Raw genomic sequence first — 22,183 nt, forward strand, 5'->3', positions numbered from 1 at the left:
ATATGAACCAACCCTTAGCTTACGTACATCCAGGAGCAAAAATTGCAAAGAATGTAGTTATCGAGCCTTTTACAACCATTCATAATAATGTAATAATTGGCGAAGGCACTTGGATAGGTAGTAATGTAACTATAATGGAAGGTGCTAGAATTGGTAAAAATTGTAACATTTTTCCAGGTTCGGTAATTTCTGCTGTCCCTCAAGATTTAAAATATAACGATGAAGATACCACGGTCGAAATTGGAAACAACGTTACCATTAGAGAGTGTGTTACTATAAATAGAGGTACAACCGACAGAATGAAAACTGTTGTTGGCGATAACTGTTTAATAATGGCCTATTGCCATATTGCTCACGATTGTATTGTTGGTAAAAACTGTATCTTTTCAAATAACAGTACTTTGGCAGGACACATTACTATTGGAGATTTTGTGGTTTTAGCAGGTATGACGGCGGTACATCAATTTGTTTCTGTTGGTAACCACGCTTTTGTAACAGGAGGTTCTTTAGTTAGAAAAGATGTGCCACCATTTGTAAAAGCGGCAAGAGAGCCTTTATCTTACGTTGGTATTAACTCGGTTGGTTTAAGGCGCCGTGGGTATACCACCGAAAAAATTAGAGAAATTCAAGATATATTTAGAATTTTATATCAAAAAAACTATAATAATACTCAAGCTGCAGAAATTATTGAAGCGGAAATGGAAGCAACTCCAGAACGCGACGAAATTCTTCAATTTATTAAAAATTCGCATCGAGGTATCATGAAAGGATATTTCAAATCTAACTAGAATTTTAAAACAGCTTATTAAATAACAATTTTACAATAAAAGCATTATGGCAACTACAAGTGATATTAGAAACGGATTATGTATACGTTACAACAACGATATCTATAAAATAATTGAATTTTTACACGTAAAACCAGGTAAAGGTCCAGCGTTTGTAAGAACAAAAATGAAAAGTGTTACTAGCGGAAAAGTATTAGATAATACATTTTCGGCAGGACATAAATTAGAAGACGTTCGTGTAGAAACACATAAATTTCAATATTTATATAATGATGGTGAATTTTATCATTTTATGAATGAAGCCGATTATACGCAAATCCGTTTATTAGAAGCAGCTCTAGATAATCCTGGTTTAATGAAAGAGGGAGAGGTTGTTACCGTATTAATAAACACAGAAGATAACGCACCTTTGTCGGTAGATTTACCTGCAAGTGTAATTCTAGAAGTTACCCACACAGAGCCTGGAGTTAAAGGAAACACGGCTACTAATGCTACAAAACCAGCAACTGTTGAAACAGGGGCCGAAGTTAATGTGCCATTATTTATAAACGAGGGCGACAAAATAAAAATAGAAACAGCAAAAGGTACGTATAAAGAACGTGTTAAAGAATAAATAATCAGTCCGCAGTTTGCATTGTTAAGTAAGCAGGTCTTAATTAAACATTGTAAATTGCTAACTGAGTACTGACCACTGAATATGAAATTCCCAAAACCATACACACTAAAACAAATTGCAGATCTAATTGATTGCAATTTTGTTGGAAATGCAGATTTTCAAGTTTTAGGCATGAACGAAATTCATGTTGTAGAGCCTGGAGATATTGTGTTTGTAGACCATCCTAAGTACTACGGCAAAGCTTTAGAGTCGGCGGCTACAATTGTGTTAATTAATAAAGAGGTAGACTGTCCAGAAGGGAAGGCATTACTTGTAAGCGACGATCCGTTTAGAGATTTCAATACACTTACAAATCACTTTAAACCTTTTCAAGCTTCAAATTCAGCAATTTCAGCTTCAGCAAAAATTGGAAAAAACACAGTAGTTCAACCCAATTGTTTTATTGGTCATAATGTTACCATTGGCGATAATTGTGTTATCCATTCCAACGTTAGTATTTATGACGATGCTGTAATTGGAAATAATGTTACCATTCATGCTAACTCCGTTTTAGGAGCGAATGCATTTTATTACAAAAATAGACCAGAAGGTTTCGATAGATTAAAATCTGGCGGACGCGTAGTTATAAAAGATCATGTCGATATAGGTGCAGGATGTACCATCGATAGAGGTGTAACCGGCGATACCATAATTGGTGAAGGATCAAAACTCGACAACCTAATTCAAGTTGGTCACGATACCGTTATTGGTAAAAAATGTTTAATAGCATCACAAGTTGGTATTGCTGGCTGCGTTGTTATAGAAGACGAAGTAATACTTTGGGGGCAAGTAGGTACTACAAGCGGTATAACTATTGGTAAAAAAGCAGTAGTTCAAGGGCAATCTGGAGTTACAAAGTCTATAGAAGGCGGAAAAATCTATTGGGGAACACCAGCGCAAGAAGTTCGTAACCATTTAAGAGAAATGGCAGCTGTTAAACAAATCCCTAATCTTTTAAAACGAATAAAAAATAAAGAGATTTAATATAAAAAGTGATTTCAAAAAATTACATTTGTAGAACAATATCCAAATAAGAAAATATGAGTGTTTTAGTTAACAAAGATTCAAAAATTATAGTACAAGGATTTACAGGTAGTGAAGGTACGTTTCACGCAGGTCAAATGATTGAATACGGTACCAACGTTGTTGGTGGTGTAACTCCAGGAAAAGGAGGTCAAACACATTTAGATCGTCCGGTTTTTAATACAGTACAAGATGCTGTAGAAAAAGTTGGTGCAGATACTACCATTATTTTCGTTCCGCCAGCATTTGCTGCCGATGCGATTATGGAAGCTGCCGATGCTGGAATAAAAGTAATTATTACTATTACAGAAGGTATTCCTGTTGCCGATATGATTACGGCTTCAAGCTACATTAAAGGTAAAGACTGTAGATTAATTGGTCCTAACTGTCCAGGTGTAATTACGCCAGGCGAAGCAAAAGTTGGTATTATGCCAGGTTTCGTTTTCAAACAAGGAAAAGTTGGTATTGTTTCTAAATCGGGAACATTAACTTATGAGGCTGCCGACCAAGTTGTAAAACAAGGTTTAGGTATTACTACAGCCATTGGTATTGGTGGCGATCCAATTATTGGAACAACAACTAAAGAAGCGGTAGAGTTATTAATTAACGACCCAGAAACAGAAGCTGTTGTAATGATAGGTGAAATTGGAGGTCAATTAGAAGCAGATGCTGCACATTGGTATAAAGCAAGCGGAAGTAAAAAACCAGTTGTTGGTTTTATCGCTGGCGAAACTGCTCCTGCAGGTCGTACAATGGGTCACGCTGGTGCCATAGTTGGTGGTAGCGATGATACTGCTCAAGCTAAAAAAGCCATTATGAGAGAATGTGGAATTCACGTTGTAGATTCTCCAGCCGAAATAGGAAAAAAGATTGCCGAAGTTTTAGGATAATCATTAAAACATATAAATAAATCCGTTAGCTATTTTAGTTAACGGATTTTTTTTTAAATAATTTGGGCGTTACCACAAGGGGCGGGCTTTTGGCAGTCGCTTTTTTGTGTTGCATATGTGCAACAACACAAAAAGAGCTTCAACAAATGCCGCAATCCCTAACGCATAATCATAACAAGTTAAAAACAACACGGTTTATTTCAACATAACACAGGTATTTGTTATATTTGATTATGTTCAAAAACCCGTTTAAAAACTAACCATTAAATGCATTGTACATCAATAATAAAGCACAAAAGGTAAATACAATAAATGCTTAAGGTGTAACATACCATTTAAAAAAAATAAAATTATAAACATGAAATTATTAGAAGGTAAAACAGCAATTGTTACTGGTGCTAGTCGTGGAATTGGAAAAGGAATTGCGCAAGTTTTTGCTCAACAAGGTGCAAATGTAGCATTCACATACAGCTCATCTGTTGATGCTGCTAACGAATTAGAAAAAGAACTAAATGCCTTAGGTGTAAAAGCTAAAGGATATAAAAGTAACGCAGCCAGTTTTGACGAAGCTCAAAAACTAGCAGAAGAAGTAGCCAAAGAATTTGGTAGCATCGATATTCTAGTAAACAACGCTGGTATTACAAAAGATAATTTATTAATGCGTATTTCAGAAGAAGATTTCGATACCGTTATCGAAGTTAACTTAAAGTCTGTATTCAACATGACAAAAGCGGTTCAAAGAACCATGCTTAAACAACGTAAAGGCTCAATAATAAACATGAGCTCGGTAGTTGGAGTAAAAGGTAATGCAGGACAAACCAATTATGCAGCCTCAAAAGCAGGAATTATTGGTTTCTCTAAATCTGTAGCTTTAGAGTTAGGGTCAAGAAATATTAGAAGTAACGTAGTGGCTCCTGGTTTTATCGAAACCGAAATGACAGCTAAGTTAGATGAAGAAACAGTTAAAGGATGGCGCGCAGGAATTCCATTAAAACGTGGAGGAACACCAGAAGATATCGCTAATGTTTGTGTATTTTTAGGTAGCGACATGAGTGCGTATGTTACAGGACAAACATTAAACGTTGATGGCGGAATGCTAACATAAACAAACTTATTTGGCGGTTCCCTCAAAGGAGGGAATCTCATAAAATATATCAAATTTTTTAATGAGTTCAGAAACTCTATTATACATCATACTCGCTGGAATAGTCGCTCTAGGTTTAGCCCTTTTTCAGTATATTAATAAAAAGAAAGGCATGTCTAAAATCAACATGCTTTTCTCTTTTTTAAGATTTCTTACCATATTTTCTGTATTACTTTTAATTATAAATCCTACTTTCAATCAAGTTAAGGTAACTACAGAAAAACCAAATTTAGTTATAGCTGTCGATAATTCTAGCTCTATAAAACATTTAAAACAGGATAAAAATGCTTTGGATTTTGTTAATGCTTTAAAAGCAAATGCAGACATTCAAAACAAATTTAACGTCAACTATTTTACCTTCAACGAAAGTTTACAAACACTCGATTCTATTAATTTTAAGGGGCAACAAACCAATATAGCAACGGCCTTTAACCAATTACATGATGTTTACAAACAAACCATAAGTCCAACCATTTTAATATCCGATGGTAACCAAACCTATGGTAACGATTACCAATTCTCTACAAATACATACAAGCAGCCTATTTACCCTATAATTTTAGGGGATACTATTACGTATACCGATTTAAAAATTGAGCAATTAAACGTTAATAAATATGCGTATTTAAAAAATCAGTTTCCTGTCGAAGCGATTCTAGTTTACAACGGAAACAAAGACGCAAACTCTAAGCTTGTTGTAAAAAAAGGAAACACTACGGTATTTTCAAAAGCCATTAGTTTTTCAAAAAATAAAAACTCAAGTGTTGTTAATTTTATGTTGCCTGCCAATAGTGTAGGTGTAGGTAATTATAGCGCCACATTAGTTCCGCTAGACGGTGAAAAAAACACCATAAATAACACTAAGAATTTTGCCGTAGAAGTTATAAACGAGCAAACCAAAATAGCACTTGTTAGCGATTATTCGCATCCAGATTTAGGCATGCTTAAAAAAAGTATTGAAAGTAACGAGCAACGTTCAGTTACTATTCTAGATTCAAAAAAAATAATTAATCAAATAAATGATTTTCAACTAATTATAATATATCAACCAAATATAAGATTTAATGATTTGTACACTAAAATAAAGGCATTAAATAGTAATACGTTTACCATAATTGGCTCTAAAACAGATCTAAATTTTCTAAATAAAGTAACAGAAAATTATTCTCATCTTATTACGCGTCAAACAGAAAATTATCTACCGGAGCTAAATACTAATTATTCCCCTTATCGTATTGAAGATATAAATTTCGAATCCTTTCCACCATTGTTATCCAACTATGGTCAGGTTAATTTCAAAATACCTTATCAAACCCTATTAAACAAATCCATTAACGGGGTTGCAATTGATGAACCGCTATTAGCAACCTTCGAAACTAAGGGCAGGAGAGAAGCTCTATTATTTGGCGAAAATATTTGGCAATGGCGTGCGCAAAGTTATTTAAATGAAAAATCGTTTAATCCTTTCGATGATTTTATGGGTAGGCTAATTCAGTATTTAGCTTCAAACAAACAAAAAAGCAGACTAAATTTAGATTACGAATCCTTTTACACAGGGAGCAGAAATGTAATTATTAAAGCTGAGTTTTTCGATAAAAATTATGTTTTCGACCCAAGAGAAGCATTAAACATTACGGTAACAAATAAGGTTTCAAAGGCTAGTAAAACCATGCCTTTAATATTAAAAAACAATTATTATCAAGTAGATTTAAGTAGTTTAAATCCTTCAGAATATAATTTTACAGTAAAAGCTACTAAGGAAAACATGGCCAAGTCTGGTAGTTTCCAGATCATTGAATATAATGTCGAGCAACAATTTTTAAATGCCAATGTAACAAAGTTGCAAAAATTAGCAACTAACAGTGGTGGTAAAAGCAACTTTATTGCTAATACAGAACAGATAGTTCAAGAATTATTAAACGATAATCGTTATACGCCAATACAGAAAAGCAGTAAAAATACCATACCTTTGATAGATTGGAAATATTTATTAGCCATAATAGCGTTAAGCTTAGGTTTAGAATGGTTTTTAAGAAAATTTAACGGATTAATATAAATAAGAAAAATGGAAAAATTACCAAAAATTGCAATGCCTTTAATTATTGGGGCAGTTATACTTTTTATTATCATATCAAAATCGCTAGTTACTATTGGTCCTGGTGAAGGTGGCGTGTTATTTGAGCCGCTTGGAGATGGTATTAATACCGAAAGAACATACGGAGAGGGATTTCATATTGTTGCACCTTGGAACGACATGATTGTCCAAAAAGTGCGTCAGCAATCCATTTCAGAGAACATGAATGTACTGTCTGTAAACGGACTGGATATTACTGTAAGCGGAACGATTTGGTTCGAGCCAGAATTTAAAAATTTAGGCTTATTAATACAAACCAAAGGAGAAGATTACATTAGAGAATTACTAAATCCAGCTATTAACGCCGCTGCAAAAAGTGTAGTAGGACGTTATACACCAGAGCAATTATACTCCAGTAAAAGAGATATTATTGAGTTGGAAATTTTAGAAGAAGTAAGAAACGAACTCGACGGACAATATGTTAACGTTAAACGTGTACTTGTTGAAAATGTAAAATTACCAACTACCATTAAAGATGCTATTGAGCGTAAACTAAAGCAAGAGCAAGAGTCTTTAGAGTACGAATTTAGATTAGTAACCGCTAAAAAAGAGGCCGAAAAAGTAATTATTGAGGCGCAAGGTAAAGCGGATGCTAATAGGATATTAAGCGCTTCTTTAACCGATAAAATTTTGCAGGATAAAGGTATTGAAGCTACGGTTAAACTATCGGAATCGCCTAATAGTAAAACTATTATAATTGGTTCTGGAGATACGGGCTTACCTATCATTTTAGGTAATCAGTAAAAAGGCATTAAATAATTCAGCTTTTAAAGCAATCCTTTAAAAATTTTGAATTTTTTAAGTGATAATATTTAAAATTATTGAATTGTTTTAATAATTACATTTATTATTAGGATTTATTCATATAAATTTTAGATATTTGTTCAGATAAAAAAAAGAACATGACTTTTATTCAATTACATCATCATTTTCATATTTGCTCTCAAGCGAAGTGAAAATGTATTGAGTAAAATCAGCATATATTTCTAAACCCGTTTGAGACAATCAAGCGGGTTTTTTAATTCTAATGCCAACTAGATTGTTTCAAACTCATAAAAACAAGATAATGAGTAAATTAAGAATTGCAGTACAGAAATCGGGTCGTTTAAATGAAGATTCGATGCAAATATTAAAAGACATTGGTATTTCTATTGATAATGGAAAAGATCAATTAAAAGCTTCGGCTAGAAATTTCCCTGTTGAAGTATTCTATTTAAGAAACGGCGACATTCCGCAGTATTTAAAAGATGGCGTAGTAGATGCCGCTATTATTGGCGAGAATGTTTTAATTGAAAAAGGAAACGACTTAAAGTTTGTAGAGCGTTTAGGCTTTTCGAAATGTAAAGTTTCTATTGCCGTTCCTAAAGATTCAAAGGATAATTCTTTAAAGGACTTAAACGGTAAAAAAATAGCAACTTCGTACCCAGAAACTGTTAAAAAGTTTTTAAAAGAACAAAATATTGATGCCCAATTACACATCATTAACGGATCGGTAGAAATTGCGCCAAACATTGGTTTAGCCGATGGTATATGCGATATCGTTTCTAGTGGTAGTACTTTATTTAAAAATGGATTAAAAGAGATTGAAGTCTTATTAAAATCTGAAGCTGTATTGGCTGTTTCCCCAATTTTAAATGATGAAAAACAAGCCATTTTAGATACTATTCAATTTAGAATACAATCTGTTTTAAAAGGTAGAGATTCTAAATATGTTTTGCTTAACGCGCCTAATGATAAGTTGGAAGACATTATTGCTTTATTACCAGGTATGAAGAGCCCAACAGTATTGCCATTAGCGCAAGAAGGCTGGAGCTCTGTACACTCGGTAATTCCTAAAAATGACTTTTGGAATATCATAGAGGGTTTAAAAGCAAATGGAGCACAAGGTATTTTAGTGTGTCCAATTGAAAAAATGGTGCTTTAATCGCTTATCATGAAAATTATAAATAATCCAAATAAAGAAAGTTGGTCGGATGTTTTAAAACGACCAACGCAGACAGTTGGTGATATAGAATCCATCGTTAACGAGATATTTAAAGATGTTTCTATTAACGGCGATGACGCGATAAAAACATATACCGAAAGATTTGATGGTATTCGTTTAGAAAATAATGAAGTTTCAGTTTCAGAAATTGAAAATGCCATTGCTAAAGTACCAGAAAACCTTAAAAATGCTATAATTAAGGCCAAAGGTAATATTGAAGCTTTCCATACCGCCCAAAAAACAGAAAAAGTAGCTATTGAAACTACTAAAGGTGTACAATGTTGGCAGGAAAAACGACCTATTCAAAAAGTAGGTTTGTATATCCCTGGTGGCACAGCGCCTTTGTTTTCAACCGTTTTAATGTTGGCGGTTCCTGCTCAAATTGCGGGTTGTAAAGAGATTGTGCTATGTTCGCCACCAAATAAAGCAGGCGAATTAGCACCCGAAATTTTATTTGCTGCCAAACTTTGTGGCGTTACTAAAATTATAAAAGTAGGAGGTATTCAGGCCGTTGCTGGACTTACGTTTGGCACAGAAACTATTCCGCAGGTTTATAAAATTTTCGGACCAGGAAATCAATTTGTAACCGTTGCCAAACAACTAGCAACTAAACATGGTGTGGCTATCGATATGCCTGCAGGTCCAAGTGAATTACTAATTGTGGCCGACGAAACGGCTAATGCGTCTTATATCGCTTCAGACTTGTTAAGTCAAGCTGAGCATGGTGCAGATAGTCAAGTAATACTAGTGGCGACTTCTAAAACATTAATTGATAATGTTTCGGATGAAGTTGAAAAACAATTAAATGTCCTTCCGCGTAAAGCAATTGCCGAAAAAGCCATAGCCAACTCAAAGTTGATTTATGTTGAAAACGATACTATTGCCCTCGAATTAATTAACGAATACGGTCCGGAGCATTTTATAATTTGTTCTAAAAATGAAGATTTGTATGTAGATGGTATAAGCAATGCAGGTTCCGTTTTTATTGGGGATTATACACCAGAAAGTGCTGGCGATTATGCCTCGGGAACCAACCATACATTACCAACTAATGGCTTTTCTAAAGCCTATTCCGGAGTTAATTTAGATAGCTTTTTAAAGAGCATGACGTTTCAAAAAATATCAAAGGCAGGCCTTTTAAATATTGGCGAAACTATTGAGTTAATGGCAGAAGCAGAAGGTTTACAGGCTCATAAAAATGCTGTAAGTATTCGTTTAAAAGATTTAAAATGATAAGGTTTAACATCCAAAATATAATTAGAGCGAACGTAAAAGCTATGAAAGCTTATAGTTCGGCGCGAGACGAATATGTTTCCGATGGTTCTAAAATGATTTTTTTAGATGCCAACGAAAATCCATTCGAGAATGGTGTAAATCGTTATCCCGATCCGCTTCAGCGTTCATTAAAATCTGTATTATCGGAACAAAAAAATGTTCCAGAAAATCAAATTTTACTTGGTAATGGAAGCGATGAAGTTTTAGATTTATTGTTTAGAGCTTTTTGCGAGCCAAAGCAAGATAATATCATCACATTACCTCCAACTTACGGTATGTATACCGTGTTATCTAATTTAAACGAAGTTGAGGAGCGTAAAGTGGAGTTAAATGAAAATTTTCAACCAAATGTTGAAGCCATTCTAGACACCATAGATGAAAACTCAAAAATGCTTTTCATTTGTTCGCCTAATAACCCAACAGGAAACCTTATTGCTTCAGATAAAATTAAAACATTACTTGAAAATTTTAATGGTTTAGTAGTCATTGATGAAGCCTACATCGATTTTTCAAATCAAGATAGTTGGGTTTCAGAATTAAGTAATTACCCGAATTTAATCGTTACTCAAACGCTATCAAAAGCTTATGGTTTGGCAGGAATTCGTTTAGGTCTGTGTTTCGCTTCCGCGGAAATTATTTCAGTTTTAAATAAAATCAAACCGCCGTATAACGTTAATGAGTTAACTCAAAAACGAGCATTAGAGCGTATTTCGAACTTAGAAGCGGTAAAGGAAGAAGTAAAATCGGTTTTAAAAGAACGTGATATATTAATTGAAGCTTTAAAAAATATCAATTTTGTAGAAACCATTTTTCCTACCGAAGCTAATTTTGTTTTGGCTAGGGTAGATGATGCTACTAAACGATACAACCAGTTAATAGCAAACGGTATTGTTATTAGAAACCGAACAACCCAACCATTATGTAAAAACACATTACGTTTTACGGTTGGAACCGAAATTGAAAATAAAACATTAATTTCTGCTTTAAGGCAGTTAGCAATTAGCTAAAAGCATAAATATGAAAAAAGTACTTTTTATAGACCGAGATGGGACATTGGTTTTAGAACCACCTGTTGATTATCAATTAGATAGTTTAGAGAAGCTAGAATATTTTCCAAAAGTATTTCAATACATGGCTAAAATAGCCAATGAGTTGGATTATGAGTTGGTTATGGTTACAAATCAAGATGGTTTAGGTACCGATAGCTTTCCAGAAGATACCTTTTGGCCAGCCCAAAACAAAATAATTGATGCCTTTGCTAAGGAAGGCGTGGTGTTTTCTGAAGTATTTATAGATAAAACGTTTCCTCATGAAAATGCAGAAACGCGTAAACCTAGAACAGGCCTATTAACTAAGTATTTTTCTGAAGATTATGATTTAGAAAATTCATTCGTTTTAGGAGATAGAATTACAGACATGGAATTGGCAAAAAATCTGGGAGCAAAAGGTATTTATTTATCTGAAAACCCAGAATTAGGAGCCGATGAAATTGAAACTTCAAAACAAGATATTCAAGATTGTATTGCCTTAACAAGTACAGATTGGTCGGCTATTTATGAGTTTTTAAAACTTGAAAGTCGTGTTGAAGAAATTACGCGTAACACCAATGAAACCAAAATTTATATAAAATTAAATTTAGATGGTTCAGGTAAAAATGATATAGATACAGGACTGTCTTTCTTCGACCATATGTTAGATCAAATTGGTCGCCACGGCGCCATGGATTTAACAGTAAAAGTTGATGGCGATTTAGAAGTTGACGAACACCATACTATAGAAGACACTATGATTGCTTTAGGCGAGTTATTTAATAAAGCTTTAGGTAATAAATTAGGTATTGAACGTTACGGATTTTGTTTACCAATGGACGATTGTTTAGCCCAAGTTGCTGTCGATTTTGGAGGTAGAAATTGGTTGGAATGGGATGCCGAATTTAAACGTGAAAAAATTGGTGATATGCCAACCGAAATGTTTTTCCATTTATTTAAGTCATTTACAGATGGTGCTAAATGTAATTTAAATGTAAAAGCAGAAGGTATTAACGAACACCACAAAATAGAAGGTATTTTTAAGGCTTTTGCAAAAGCAATGAAAATGGCTGTAAAAAGAGACCCTAACAAAATGTTTTTACCATCAACTAAAGGAATGCTTTAATGAAATTAGTTATAATAAATTATGGTGCTGGAAATATAAAAAGTATTCAGTTTGCCTTTAAAAGACTGGGTGTAGATGCTATTTTATCTAATAATCCAGATGAAATTAAAGAAGCCGATAAAATAATTTTCCCGGGTGTAGGCGAAGCGAGTACTGCTATGAATATGCTTAAAGAAAGTGGGTTAGATAAATTAATTCCTACCTTAAAACAACCGGTTTTAGGCATTTGTTTAGGTATGCAATTATTGTGTAAACACACAGAAGAAGGCGACACTAAAGGTATTGGCATATTTCAAACCAATGTAAAACGCTTCACAAACAAGGTGAAAGTGCCGCAAATGGGTTGGAATGTCATTAAAGATTTAAAATCTGATTTGTTTAAAGGCATTAAAGAAAGTGAATACATGTATTTAGTGCATAGTTATTATGCAGAGCATTGTAACGAAACTATTGCTAAAACAGATTACGGTCTTAATTATGCTTCTGCTTTGCAACACGAAAACTTTTACGGTGTGCAGTTTCATCCAGAAAAGAGTGGCGTTGAGGGCGCTAAAATATTAAAGAATTTTTTAGAATTATAATATGAGAATAATACCAGCCATTGACATTATAGACGGAAAATGTGTTCGCCTTACAAAAGGAGATTACGATACTAAAAAAATATATAACGAAAACCCTTTGGAGGTTGCCAAAATGTTTGAAGGGTCCGGCATTGAGTATTTACATTTAGTAGATTTAGATGGTGCCAAGGCGAAGCATATTGTCAACTATAAAGTCTTGGAACAAATAGCTTCAAAAACCAAATTAAAAATAGATTTTGGTGGTGGTTTAAAAACTAACGAAGATTTACATATTGCTTTTAATTCTGGAGCTAGACAAATTACAGGAGGTAGTATTGCGGTTAAAGATGCTGAAACTTTTGAAGGTTGGATATCTAAATACGGCGGAAACAAAATTATTTTAGGTGCCGATAGCGATGCAGGGAAAATTTCTATTAGTGGCTGGATGGAACAAAGTAAAGAAGATGTTATTCCATTTATTAAAGGCTACCAAAAGAAAGGTATTCAATATGTTATTTGTACAGATATTTCTAAAGATGGTATGTTAGAAGGTCCTTCTTTCGATTTATATAAAGAAATTATTGATTCTTGCAGTAACAGTAGTAGCGGACAGTCTATAAAACTTATAGCATCAGGAGGGATTTCTCATATCGATGAGTTACCTAAATTAATCGAGTTAGGATGCGAAGGCGTTATTATAGGAAAAGCGATTTACGAAAATAGAATTAAACTACACCAACTAGAAAAATTTGTATAATGCTAACAAAAAGAATTATACCTTGTTTAGATATTAAAAACGGAAGAACTGTAAAAGGTGTTAATTTTGTGGATTTAAGAGACGCAGGAGATCCCGTTGAATTGGCTAAACAGTATGCAAATCAAGGGGCAGACGAATTAGTATTTCTAGATATTTCTGCTACTTTAGAAGGTCGCGGAACCACTTTAGACATGGTTTTACACGTAGCCGAACAAGTTAATATTCCATTTACCGTTGGTGGAGGCATTTCTAGCGTAGAGCATGTTGATGCTTTATTACAATGTGGTGCAGATAAGGTGTCTATCAACTCCTCTGCTGTTAAAAGGCCAGAATTGGTAAATGAATTATCAAACAAATTTGGAAGTCAATGTGTTGTTGTCGCTATTGATGCAAAACAAATAGATGGCCAATGGAAAGTACATTTAGCAGGCGGAAGTATTCCAACAGAAATCGATTTATTTGAATGGGCAAAAGAAGTCGAAGAACGTGGAGCAGGAGAGATTCTATTCACATCAATGGATCATGATGGTACTAAAAATGGATTTGCAAATGAAGCTTTAGCTAGATTATCTGAAGAATTAAACATTCCCATAATAGCCTCGGGTGGAGCTGGAAATGTACAACACTTTGTAGACACTTTTAAAGAAGGAAAATCTGATGCAGCCTTGGCAGCAAGTGTGTTTCATTTTGGTGAAATTCCAATTCCAGAATTAAAAAAAGAATTAAAAAGTAATAATATAGAAGTACGATTATAAATCGCGCGTGTTATGCTTAACTTGGTTTGGCATTTCAATAATAAAAAATAATCATGACCATAAAATACGACTCAAACGGATTAGTTCCAGCTATTATTCAAGATGCCACAACAAAAAATGTGTTAATGTTGGGCTATATGAATGCTGAATCTTACGAGAAAACTATAGAAACTAAGAAGGTTACTTTTTTTAGTAGAAGTAAACAGCGCCTTTGGACTAAAGGTGAAGAAAGCGGTAATTTTTTAAACCTTGTAGATATAAAAAATGATTGTGATAACGATTCTTTACTTATTCAAGTTAATCCAGTAGGACCAACATGCCATACCGGTACAGATACCTGTTGGAAAGAGGAAAACAAATCTAATTATGGTTTCTTTTCTACTTTAGAAGATGTTATTGCAGAGCGTGTAGCTAATAAGGATACCAAAAAATCTTATGTGGCTAGTTTGTTTGCTAAAGGTATAAATAAAGTAGCTCAAAAAGTAGGCGAGGAGGCTGTGGAAACCGTTATTGAGGCTATGGATAATAACGATGAGTTATTTTTATATGAATCGGCAGATTTGTTGTTTCATTACCTAATGCTTTTACAAGCCAAAGGATTTACCCTAAAGGATATCGAGAAAGAATTAATAGGAAGACACAAATAAGTAAAAAAGGCTTTAGTACAACTAAGGCCTTTTTTATTATCAGTTTAAGCTATCCAATGTTTTGAGGCTGCAAATCTAGAAAATACCAAAAAGGCTATAGCAAATACAATAATTATAAGCACCATAGCTACGCTTGCGGCTTCACCGGTTACTAAGGCATATCCCATTTGTAATAAAACGGCAATTAGCGATATAAGCCAAAAAGTGGTGGCAATTTTTTTTCTAAGTAATAAAAAAATGGCTCCCAAAACGCCGGTAAAAACGGCTATGGCAAAAGCGCCCATGGTCCAAGAAGGGGCATTTGCAGCAATTTCAAGCTGTTCTGGTGTAAAAGAATTTCTATAACGTTCTGTATTATAGGCTTGTCCTAAATATCCATCAACGCCTAGAGCATTCCAAACTAGCGCAATAATACTGATAATCCAGAACCAAATAGGTGGTTTATTAAAGTATGTGTTGGTCATAATACTTGGTATTTTGTAAGTTATTAGTATTACAAGTTATAATTTTTTTGTTAAAATTAATAATTACCCTATTTTCCGCATCAATTTAATTTTAAAATGAAAAAATACTTCTACTTTATTACTATTCAATACTTAGGCTATCGCTTTCATGGTTGGCAAAAACAACCAGATGTAAAAACCTTGCATTTAATGGTAGATAGAACATTAAATTTTATTTTAGAAGGTAAGCGTTTTAAAAGTTTAAGTTCGGGTAGAACAGATGCCATGGTTTCGGCAGAATGTGCAGCCATTGAACTTTTTCTGTTTGAACCTATAGAAGATTTAACCGCGTTTTTAGAACTTTTTAATCGTAATTTACCCCAAGATATTCGGGCCTTAAACATAAAAGAAGTTGATGCCGAGTTCAATATTATAAAAAACTCTAAGATTAAAGAATACTTGTATTTGTTTGCCCATGGCCAAAAATGCCATCCGTTTTGTGCACCAATTATGACCACTATTTTAGATGAGCTGGATATAGAGATCATGAAACAAGGCGCTAAGATTTTTGAAGGCGAAAACTATTTAAAAACGTATTGCTATAAACCTACCGATAATGGCATTTATACACGAACCATATTAACATGCGAGTTAATAGAAAACAATCTATATACTGCCAATTACTTTCCCGATCAATCTTATATACTACGCGTTAGAGGTAAAGGCTTTATGCGCAATCAAATCCGCTTAATGATGGGAACACTAATTGATTTAGGTAAAGGTAAACTTACCATTAAGGATATTCAAGATAGTTTGGTTCCAGATAGCAATATAAAGATGAATTATATTGCGCCTGCATCAGGTTTAATATTAAACAAAATAGATTTCGAATAATCTTAATGCACTCTAAACAGCATATTTAAAAGGCGTTTTGCGGCGTTTTCACCTCCTTTTTTACTTGTTTCATTTTGAAATGAGCAAGGATTTTTATCATACGAACAAACCGTATTGCTACTCATATTATAATTTAGCGGTAAGAAAGAAAGACAGCATAAAACTTTCTTTTGAATAGATATTAACCTTTAAAAATATAATTATGAACTATTTAAATATGAATGAGGAAGAAGTACTACCTGTGGTGATGGAATTAAATATTTTATTAGCAGATTATCATATATACTATCAAAAACTTCGAAGTAATCATTGGAATGTTAACGGAATAAACTTTTTCGATTTACATGAAAAGTTTGAAGAATTATACAATGATGCCAAAATAAAAATCGATGCTATTGCAGAGCGTGTTTTAACATTAAGATATAATCCTATGAGTAAAATGAAGGATTATTTGGAAGCAGCTACAATACACGAAGATAGACCTATAAAATCGGATCAAGATATGGTGGATGAAACCTTGAATGATCATAAAATTTTATTGAAACAAATGTCTAAAGTAATTGAAAAGGCAGATAAAATTTCAGATGAAGGTACTATCGATTTAATTGGTGCATACATAAGAGAACTAGAAAAATCTAGTTGGATGCTAAATGCTTGGGCGACTAGCAAAATTGAGCAACCTCAAAAAAAGGAGCTTATAAGCTAAAACAAGTTAAGTAACTTAATATTTAACTTTTAACCCTATAACATTTATAATCATGACAGAAGAATTTAATAAAGCATACGAACTCATTTCAGGTAAACTTACAGGTTGGTTAGAGACCATTATTGCCAACTTGCCAAACCTATTAATTGCCATTATTGTTATGGTGGTATTTTACTATATCTCCAAATACGTTTCAAAACTTGTAGGAAGGTTGGTGTCTAAAAAAGTGCACCAAGATTCTTTGGTTTCTATCATAACTAAAATAACTGCGGTGGCCATTATAGCTGTTGGATTATTTTTAGCACTAGGTGTATTAAACTTAAGTAAAACCTTAGAAACCTTAATTGGAGCAGCCGGTGTATCTGGTTTAGTAATTGGTTTAGCCTTGCAAGGTACGTTAAGTAATACCTTTGCTGGTATAGTACTTAGTTTCCGTAAAAGTGTAGAATTAGGCCATTGGGTAGAAACCAACGGATATTCTGGTGAAGTTGTGGAAATCAGTTTAAAAAACTTTGTAATTAAGGAAGCCGATAACAATATGGTTTTAATTCCTAATAAATCGATACTAGAAAATCCATTAAAAAATTATTCATTAACTACCAAAATGCGTGTATTTATTGAGTGTGGTGTGGGTTACGAATCAGATTTAGACGAAGTAAAACGTTTAACACAGCAAACCATTTCTAATGAATTCGATCAGGTTAAAAAACCTGAAGATGTAGAGTTTTATTACACCGAGTTTGGAGGAAGTTCTATCAATTATCTATGTCGTTTTTGGATTGATTCAGAGAGTATGCTTGAAAAGTTAAAAGCAAAAACAAATGCTATTATCGCTATTAAAAAAGCTTACGATAAGGCAGGAATTAATATACCATTCCCAATTAGAACATTACAGTTTGATAATAAATTAGCCATCGACAAAGAGGTGGTAAATGGAGAGTTTTCAAATAATTAAGATATAGCATCTTTGAAATTGAAATAATAATTAATAAAAAATAAGAAAAATGAAAAATTTAGTATACCTATTAGTATTGGTTTTTAGTGGAACTATTATGGCTCAAGAAAAGCCATCGGAAGTAAAGGAAGAAGTAGAAGTAAAAACTATTAAATATAAAGATAGTGATAACACTACCGAGAGTAAAGTTAAGGTTATTACACGCGAAACATCTAACGTGAAACTACAAGGTGCAGATGCCGATAAAGTAAATCAAGATCGTGTGCTTACTGGTAAAAAAGTAGAGAAAATGATTATGGTAGATGATGATGCCGATCCAGAATACGATTTTTTAACCAAAGAAACCTTTTATATTTCTGGCGATAAAAACTATAAATTTACACCCAACAAAAAAGGGTTTGATATTGCATTTAACAACAACACAAACCAGTTTGTAAAAACAGGTAATGCATGGAAATCTTCAACAAATGGTCATTACATTGTAAGTGGAGAGAACAAAAATGGTATTGGCTATTTTGATAGCGAAGGAAACTTTGTGGTAGAGTATTACGATTACAATTTAAAAGATATCATGAAAATTAAATACAATAAAGCAGTTAGTAGCTCGAAATAATATTTTTATGATAAGATAAATTAAAAGTCCCGATTCATTCGGGACTTTTTGTATTTTAGAACCTTGTAAAACTAAATTTAGCTATGAGTGTACAGGTACCACAGTCCGTTTTTAAATTTTTCAAAAAATTAGAAAAAAATAATAATCGCGATTGGTTTAACGATAACAAACCAGAATTTAAAGCGGCCGAGAAAGAGGTTAAAGTCTTTTATAATACTGTGTTAGATAATCTTAACAAGCATGACGAAGTAGATAAATTAAAAGTTTTTAGAATATATCGCGATGTACGCTTTTCAAAAAACAAACTCCCTTACAAAACACATTTTGGCGGATCTTATAACAGGGTTAAGCCCAAATTAAGAGGGGGTTACTATGTGCATTTGCAACCAAATAACGAAAGTTTTATAGCTACTGGGTTTTGGCAACCGGAAAAAGAAGATTTATTGCGTATTCGAAAAGAATTTGAAATGGACGATTCTGAAATAAGAGCAATTTTATCCAGCAAAGATTTTAATTCTATTTGGGCAGACCACTTTATTGGCGACGAAGTAAAATCTGCTCCACGCGGATTTCCAAAAGACCATCCAGCTATCGATTTAATAAAGAAAAAACAATACATCTTCACTAAACACTATAGCGATAAGGAAGTATTAGATGCTAATTTTATTAATGAAATTGATAACGCGTTTAAAGCAATTCGTCCTTTTTTCGATTATATGAGCGATGTTTTAACCACAGATTTAAATGGCGTTTCGTTAATTGATTAAGGAAACTAACGCTACTTATGCGTAATCTTAAACATAAGTTTGTTTAACCACATTTAAACGGCTGTTAATAATTCGGGCTTTTCAAATAATTGAATATGGCTTAGTAAGCGTTCTTTAACAATATTCATCATGCGTTTATTTAAAGCCGAAGAGTTTTTAATATAAATAGTATATTCTTCAACAGTAAAAATACCAATAATCATTCCCTTCATGGAGTTTCGAAGTTTCATGTCTTTTTGAATGGCATTTTCAATATAATCCATACGCTTTTCTAAGCTTAAATCATAAAACACGGATTTGTGTTTGGTAATGTAATTTTTAAAAACTTCAATTAATAAATCGTTTTGAAATTTTATGGTTGGGCGCAGTACTAAGTTTTGAAAACGCTCATCGGCACTCATATTGTCGTTAATGGTAGTACTTAAAATTTCAGGTCGAATACTTTTAAGGTTGAATTGTCTAGAGTCCATTATTTTAGATTTTTACTAAAATTATCGATTATAGCAGCTGCATTTAATTTTTACCATTTTAATTGTTAACGAGGTTATCAACATTTAAGATTTTTCTATCTTTAAACAAAAATTAAAACAATGAGATTTCATACCAGAAAATGGATTAAACCAGAAGATTTAAATGCCAACGGCACCTTATTTGGTGGCAGATTATTAGAATGGATCGACGAGGAAGCGGCATTATATTCTATAGTGCAATTAGAAAATCAAAAAGTAGTTACTAAATACATTAGTGAAATAGATTTTAAAACGTCGGCAAAACAAGGCGATGTCGTCGAAATAGGTATCGAAGCTATAAAATTTGGTAAAGCATCTTTAACCCTAAGTTGCGAGGTTAGGAATATGAGAACTCGAGAAACCATAATAACCATATCCAACATTGTTATGGTAAATATTGGTCCTAATGGGCAGGCTTTGCCACATGGAAAAACGGAAGTAGAATATGTTGCGGATAGATTGGGATAACCTTGTGAATAATTAGATATTAAAAAAAGCTGCTTTAATTAATTAAAATAGCTTTTTTAATAGGACTCAAAGAGTGTTGTTTTGTTACTATTTTATAAAGGATATAAAATATAATTAGTTTTTGTTTTTTAGAAGATTTTTAATGTCTTCTAATTCTTTTTCTAATAGATGTAGTTTTTGAGTTAAGGTTTCGTTTTGCGCTTTTAACAATTCAATTTCTTGCGTTTGCTCTTGGATAGCTTTAACAATAGGTGCAAAAAAATCATTATATCGAACACTTAACATGCCTTCTTTATCCTTAGTTATTACACCATTACTATCGGTATTATTCTTTTTAAAGGCATCTTTTAATTCTTGAGCAATAAAACCATATTCAATTCTATTGTTTTCATCGTTATTTCTATAATAAGATACAGGGCGTAAGTCGTTTATAAATTTTAAGCCTAAATTTGAATCTTTAATAGTATTTTTCCATCTTTTATCAGAAGTAATTGTCCAAGCGACTTGTACTCCTGCATAAGTTATAGCAGTACCACCAATGCGTACTTGATTACTTGCGGTTGGATCTGGAACAGAAGATAAATAGCCAATAGCTGTATTGTTACTACCTGAAGTCACATTATCTAGGGCTCTATACCCAACTGCTGTGTTGTTATTTCCTGTTGTATTTAGTCTTAAAGATTGATAACCAAAAGCTGAATTAAAATTCCCTTCCGTGTTATCATTAATAGCAATATATCCCATTGCTGTATTGTAGTTTCCAATCGTGTTATTTGGCAATGCACTGTAACCAGACGCCGTATTACCAATCCCTGATGAATTTGCTAAAAGTGAGCTACTTCCTAATGCTGTATTAAAATTCCCATATTCATTTGTTCGTAAACTGTTTACACCTACAGAAACATTGTAATTTCCGCCTAAATTCGATGACATAGCACCAAAACCAATAGCTGTATTAAAAAGTCCCGTTAAGTTATTTAAAAGTGAGTTTACACCACTTGTTGTATTACCAGTTCCCGATTCATTATTTAACATTGAATTTACACCACTAGCAGTATTACTATGACCTGTTGTGTTTTTATTAAGAACATTTACTCCTGTTCCAGTATTACTGTTTCCAGTTTCATTTTCTCTAAGAGAACCACTTCCTATAGAAGTATTATTAGCTCCTGATATATTAGAATAAAGGGCGTTAGCTCCAACAGCAGTATTACCTGCTCCTGTTTCATTAGTAAAAAGTGAATTAGCGCCTATAGCAGTAACACTGCTTCCTGTGGTATTTGCGGTTAGAGCATTGTACCCAATTGCAGTACTAAAGCTTGCAGTGGTATTACTACTTAATGCATTAGCACCACTAGCTGTATTATAGCTCCCCGTGGTATTATTAACTAAGCTATTAACGCCAATTGCAGTGTTTTCATAACCATTGGTGTTAGAACTTAGTGAATTTAGACCTAATGCTGTATTACGTCTGCCTGCCAACACAGATGAAAGTGCGTTAACACCAAAACCAGTACTAGTTTGGTCTAGTAAACCTGCAACAATATTGTTTCGTTTAAAAATTAGATCCTCATCATCAATAGTTCCAATAAAATTTAGAGTGTCATCGGTTCCTGCATTTCCTAGAATATCCCAATTCGTATTAGTTGTATTGTCGGTTACAAATTTTAACCATTCGGTACCATTCCAATAGTAATAACCCGGAGTAACTCCACCAACATTTGCAGTATTATAAATTAACAAACTAGCTTCTGGGGTCAAAATTGTAGTAATATCTGTTTTTGATGCTAAAGGTACTCTAGGAATTAATAGACCTTTATCAGGCGAACTAATGTCTAAAACTGCAGAAGCTTTGGGACTTGTTGTTCCAATACCTACTTGTGCATTGATATTTTGTTGTATAAGAAAAAAAAAGGATAGTAATCCTAAGGTTATAGTTTTTTTCATTGTAGATTAATTGTTAAGAATGAGGGGATTCATTGAATTTATTTTATAAAAATAATACAATACGGTTAATAAACCAATAAAAATTATTATTTCAAATGAAAAACAAATATTTTTA

24 protein-coding genes are annotated in these 22,183 nt (G+C 33.1%); 21 read left to right on the forward strand and 3 right to left on the reverse strand.

Annotated elements, in window-relative coordinates:
* Positions 1-2 precede the first annotated feature (2 nt).
* From lpxA to hisIE, 15 genes are all read left to right on the forward strand, one after another.
* Positions 3-788, forward strand: a complete 786-nt coding sequence (lpxA, locus tag BMY96_RS07070; protein WP_092850833.1) for an acyl-ACP--UDP-N-acetylglucosamine O-acyltransferase — start codon at positions 3-5, stop codon at positions 786-788.
* 46 nt (positions 789-834) lie between these two features.
* Positions 835-1,401: an elongation factor P gene (gene efp, locus BMY96_RS07075; protein ID WP_092850834.1), complete on the forward strand. Its 567-nt coding sequence runs from the start codon at positions 835-837 to the stop codon at positions 1,399-1,401.
* An 84-nt stretch (positions 1,402-1,485) separates the two neighbouring features.
* Complete coding sequence (locus tag BMY96_RS07080; RefSeq protein ID WP_092850835.1) at positions 1,486-2,427, forward strand: UDP-3-O-(3-hydroxymyristoyl)glucosamine N-acyltransferase; 942 nt, start codon at positions 1,486-1,488, stop codon at positions 2,425-2,427.
* A 56-nt stretch (positions 2,428-2,483) separates the two neighbouring features.
* Positions 2,484-3,356, forward strand: a complete 873-nt coding sequence (gene sucD, locus BMY96_RS07085) for a succinate--CoA ligase subunit alpha (protein ID WP_092850836.1) — start codon at positions 2,484-2,486, stop codon at positions 3,354-3,356.
* Between the two features lie 358 nt (positions 3,357-3,714).
* Positions 3,715-4,461: a 3-oxoacyl-[acyl-carrier-protein] reductase gene (fabG, locus tag BMY96_RS07090; protein ID WP_092850838.1), complete on the forward strand. Its 747-nt coding sequence runs from the start codon at positions 3,715-3,717 to the stop codon at positions 4,459-4,461.
* A 61-nt stretch (positions 4,462-4,522) separates the two neighbouring features.
* Positions 4,523-6,556, forward strand: a complete 2,034-nt coding sequence (locus tag BMY96_RS07095) for a hypothetical protein (RefSeq protein ID WP_092850839.1) — start codon at positions 4,523-4,525, stop codon at positions 6,554-6,556.
* 9 nt (positions 6,557-6,565) lie between these two features.
* Positions 6,566-7,378 carry a prohibitin family protein gene (locus BMY96_RS07100; RefSeq protein ID WP_092850840.1) on the forward strand — a complete coding sequence of 271 codons (813 nt, stop codon included), beginning with the start codon at positions 6,566-6,568 and terminating at the stop codon, positions 7,376-7,378.
* Between the two features lie 322 nt (positions 7,379-7,700).
* The gene (gene hisG, locus BMY96_RS07105) at positions 7,701-8,558 is read left to right on the forward strand and encodes an ATP phosphoribosyltransferase (RefSeq protein WP_092850842.1); all 858 of its coding nucleotides are present in this window, start codon (positions 7,701-7,703) and stop codon (positions 8,556-8,558) included.
* 9 nt (positions 8,559-8,567) lie between these two features.
* Entirely contained in the window at positions 8,568-9,851 is a 1,284-nt protein-coding gene (hisD, locus tag BMY96_RS07110; protein WP_092850862.1) for a histidinol dehydrogenase, read from the forward strand.
* Complete coding sequence (gene hisC, locus BMY96_RS07115) at positions 9,848-10,900, forward strand: histidinol-phosphate transaminase (RefSeq protein WP_092850864.1); 1,053 nt, start codon at positions 9,848-9,850, stop codon at positions 10,898-10,900. Before hisD ends, hisC begins: the two co-directional genes overlap by 4 nt.
* A gap of 10 nt (positions 10,901-10,910) precedes the next feature.
* Positions 10,911-12,047: a bifunctional histidinol-phosphatase/imidazoleglycerol-phosphate dehydratase HisB gene (hisB, locus tag BMY96_RS07120; protein ID WP_092850865.1), complete on the forward strand. Its 1,137-nt coding sequence runs from the start codon at positions 10,911-10,913 to the stop codon at positions 12,045-12,047.
* Entirely contained in the window at positions 12,047-12,628 is a 582-nt protein-coding gene (gene hisH, locus BMY96_RS07125) for an imidazole glycerol phosphate synthase subunit HisH (protein ID WP_092850866.1), read from the forward strand. Before hisB ends, hisH begins: the two co-directional genes overlap by 1 nt.
* A gap of 1 nt (position 12,629) precedes the next feature.
* Entirely contained in the window at positions 12,630-13,364 is a 735-nt protein-coding gene (hisA, locus tag BMY96_RS07130) for a 1-(5-phosphoribosyl)-5-[(5-phosphoribosylamino)methylideneamino]imidazole-4-carboxamide isomerase (RefSeq protein WP_092850868.1), read from the forward strand.
* Complete coding sequence (hisF, locus tag BMY96_RS07135) at positions 13,364-14,119, forward strand: imidazole glycerol phosphate synthase subunit HisF (protein WP_092850869.1); 756 nt, start codon at positions 13,364-13,366, stop codon at positions 14,117-14,119. Before hisA ends, hisF begins: the two co-directional genes overlap by 1 nt.
* A 53-nt stretch (positions 14,120-14,172) precedes the next feature.
* Entirely contained in the window at positions 14,173-14,766 is a 594-nt protein-coding gene (hisIE, locus tag BMY96_RS07140; protein WP_092850871.1) for a bifunctional phosphoribosyl-AMP cyclohydrolase/phosphoribosyl-ATP diphosphatase HisIE, read from the forward strand.
* Between the two features lie 44 nt (positions 14,767-14,810).
* Here hisIE and BMY96_RS07145 read toward each other — a convergent pair whose 3' ends face one another.
* A complete protein-coding gene (locus BMY96_RS07145) occupies positions 14,811-15,230 on the reverse strand; it encodes a hypothetical protein (RefSeq protein WP_092850873.1) in 420 nt (139 codons plus the stop codon).
* Positions 15,231-15,326: 96 nt separating this feature from the next.
* Here BMY96_RS07145 and BMY96_RS07150 point away from each other — a divergent pair, with 96 nt between their 5' ends.
* The 5 genes from BMY96_RS07150 (at position 15,327) to BMY96_RS07170 (ending at position 19,144) form a co-directional block, all read left to right on the forward strand.
* On the forward strand, positions 15,327-16,103 hold the full coding sequence (locus BMY96_RS07150) for a tRNA pseudouridine synthase A (protein ID WP_092850875.1): 777 nt from the start codon (positions 15,327-15,329) through the stop codon (positions 16,101-16,103).
* Between the two features lie 202 nt (positions 16,104-16,305).
* Complete coding sequence (locus tag BMY96_RS07155) at positions 16,306-16,809, forward strand: Dps family protein (RefSeq protein WP_092850877.1); 504 nt, start codon at positions 16,306-16,308, stop codon at positions 16,807-16,809.
* Positions 16,810-16,861: 52 nt separating this feature from the next.
* Positions 16,862-17,764, forward strand: coding sequence for a mechanosensitive ion channel family protein (locus tag BMY96_RS07160; protein ID WP_092850879.1), 903 nt, complete (start codon positions 16,862-16,864; stop codon positions 17,762-17,764).
* Positions 17,765-17,813: 49 nt separating this feature from the next.
* Positions 17,814-18,377 (forward strand): hypothetical protein, encoded by a 564-nt coding sequence (locus BMY96_RS07165; RefSeq protein WP_092850881.1) that lies wholly within the window; start codon positions 17,814-17,816, stop codon positions 18,375-18,377.
* A gap of 83 nt (positions 18,378-18,460) precedes the next feature.
* A complete protein-coding gene (locus BMY96_RS07170; RefSeq protein WP_092850883.1) occupies positions 18,461-19,144 on the forward strand; it encodes a DUF2461 domain-containing protein in 684 nt (227 codons plus the stop codon).
* Positions 19,145-19,197: 53 nt separating this feature from the next.
* On the opposite strand, the gene BMY96_RS07175 is transcribed toward BMY96_RS07170, so the two are convergent.
* Positions 19,198-19,614, reverse strand: coding sequence for a glyoxalase (locus tag BMY96_RS07175; protein WP_092850885.1), 417 nt, complete (start codon positions 19,612-19,614; stop codon positions 19,198-19,200).
* Between the two features lie 120 nt (positions 19,615-19,734).
* On the opposite strand from BMY96_RS07175, the gene BMY96_RS07180 reads away from it, so the two are divergent.
* Positions 19,735-20,121: an acyl-CoA thioesterase gene (locus tag BMY96_RS07180; protein ID WP_092850887.1), complete on the forward strand. Its 387-nt coding sequence runs from the start codon at positions 19,735-19,737 to the stop codon at positions 20,119-20,121.
* A gap of 114 nt (positions 20,122-20,235) precedes the next feature.
* Here the strand turns inward: BMY96_RS07180 and BMY96_RS07185 are convergent, their stop codons facing one another.
* Positions 20,236-22,068 carry a phage tail-like protein gene (locus BMY96_RS07185; RefSeq protein ID WP_092850889.1) on the reverse strand — a complete coding sequence of 611 codons (1,833 nt, stop codon included), beginning with the start codon at positions 22,066-22,068 and terminating at the stop codon, positions 20,236-20,238.
* Positions 22,069-22,183 lie beyond the last annotated feature (115 nt).

This window comes from Algibacter pectinivorans (assembly GCF_900112595.1).
In the GTDB taxonomy this organism is placed as follows: Bacteria; Bacteroidota; Bacteroidia; order Flavobacteriales; family Flavobacteriaceae; genus Algibacter_B; species Algibacter_B pectinivorans.

Coding starts and splice junctions, on each gene's coding strand:
- lpxA (WP_092850833.1), top strand. CDS start 3: ATGAACCAACCCTTAGCTTACGTACATCCAGGAGCAAAAATTGCAAAG.
- efp (WP_092850834.1), top strand. CDS start 835: ATGGCAACTACAAGTGATATTAGAAACGGATTATGTATACGTTACAAC.
- BMY96_RS07080 (WP_092850835.1), top strand. CDS start 1,486: ATGAAATTCCCAAAACCATACACACTAAAACAAATTGCAGATCTAATT.
- sucD (WP_092850836.1), top strand. CDS start 2,484: ATGAGTGTTTTAGTTAACAAAGATTCAAAAATTATAGTACAAGGATTT.
- fabG (WP_092850838.1), top strand. CDS start 3,715: ATGAAATTATTAGAAGGTAAAACAGCAATTGTTACTGGTGCTAGTCGT.
- BMY96_RS07095 (WP_092850839.1), top strand. CDS start 4,523: ATGAGTTCAGAAACTCTATTATACATCATACTCGCTGGAATAGTCGCT.
- BMY96_RS07100 (WP_092850840.1), top strand. CDS start 6,566: ATGGAAAAATTACCAAAAATTGCAATGCCTTTAATTATTGGGGCAGTT.
- hisG (WP_092850842.1), top strand. CDS start 7,701: ATGAGTAAATTAAGAATTGCAGTACAGAAATCGGGTCGTTTAAATGAA.
- hisD (WP_092850862.1), top strand. CDS start 8,568: ATGAAAATTATAAATAATCCAAATAAAGAAAGTTGGTCGGATGTTTTA.
- hisC (WP_092850864.1), top strand. CDS start 9,848: ATGATAAGGTTTAACATCCAAAATATAATTAGAGCGAACGTAAAAGCT.
- hisB (WP_092850865.1), top strand. CDS start 10,911: ATGAAAAAAGTACTTTTTATAGACCGAGATGGGACATTGGTTTTAGAA.
- hisH (WP_092850866.1), top strand. CDS start 12,047: ATGAAATTAGTTATAATAAATTATGGTGCTGGAAATATAAAAAGTATT.
- hisA (WP_092850868.1), top strand. CDS start 12,630: ATGAGAATAATACCAGCCATTGACATTATAGACGGAAAATGTGTTCGC.
- hisF (WP_092850869.1), top strand. CDS start 13,364: ATGCTAACAAAAAGAATTATACCTTGTTTAGATATTAAAAACGGAAGA.
- hisIE (WP_092850871.1), top strand. CDS start 14,173: ATGACCATAAAATACGACTCAAACGGATTAGTTCCAGCTATTATTCAA.
- BMY96_RS07145 (WP_092850873.1), bottom strand. CDS start 15,230: ATGACCAACACATACTTTAATAAACCACCTATTTGGTTCTGGATTATC.
- BMY96_RS07150 (WP_092850875.1), top strand. CDS start 15,327: ATGAAAAAATACTTCTACTTTATTACTATTCAATACTTAGGCTATCGC.
- BMY96_RS07155 (WP_092850877.1), top strand. CDS start 16,306: ATGAACTATTTAAATATGAATGAGGAAGAAGTACTACCTGTGGTGATG.
- BMY96_RS07160 (WP_092850879.1), top strand. CDS start 16,862: ATGACAGAAGAATTTAATAAAGCATACGAACTCATTTCAGGTAAACTT.
- BMY96_RS07165 (WP_092850881.1), top strand. CDS start 17,814: ATGAAAAATTTAGTATACCTATTAGTATTGGTTTTTAGTGGAACTATT.
- BMY96_RS07170 (WP_092850883.1), top strand. CDS start 18,461: ATGAGTGTACAGGTACCACAGTCCGTTTTTAAATTTTTCAAAAAATTA.
- BMY96_RS07175 (WP_092850885.1), bottom strand. CDS start 19,614: ATGGACTCTAGACAATTCAACCTTAAAAGTATTCGACCTGAAATTTTA.
- BMY96_RS07180 (WP_092850887.1), top strand. CDS start 19,735: ATGAGATTTCATACCAGAAAATGGATTAAACCAGAAGATTTAAATGCC.
- BMY96_RS07185 (WP_092850889.1), bottom strand. CDS start 22,068: ATGAAAAAAACTATAACCTTAGGATTACTATCCTTTTTTTTTCTTATA.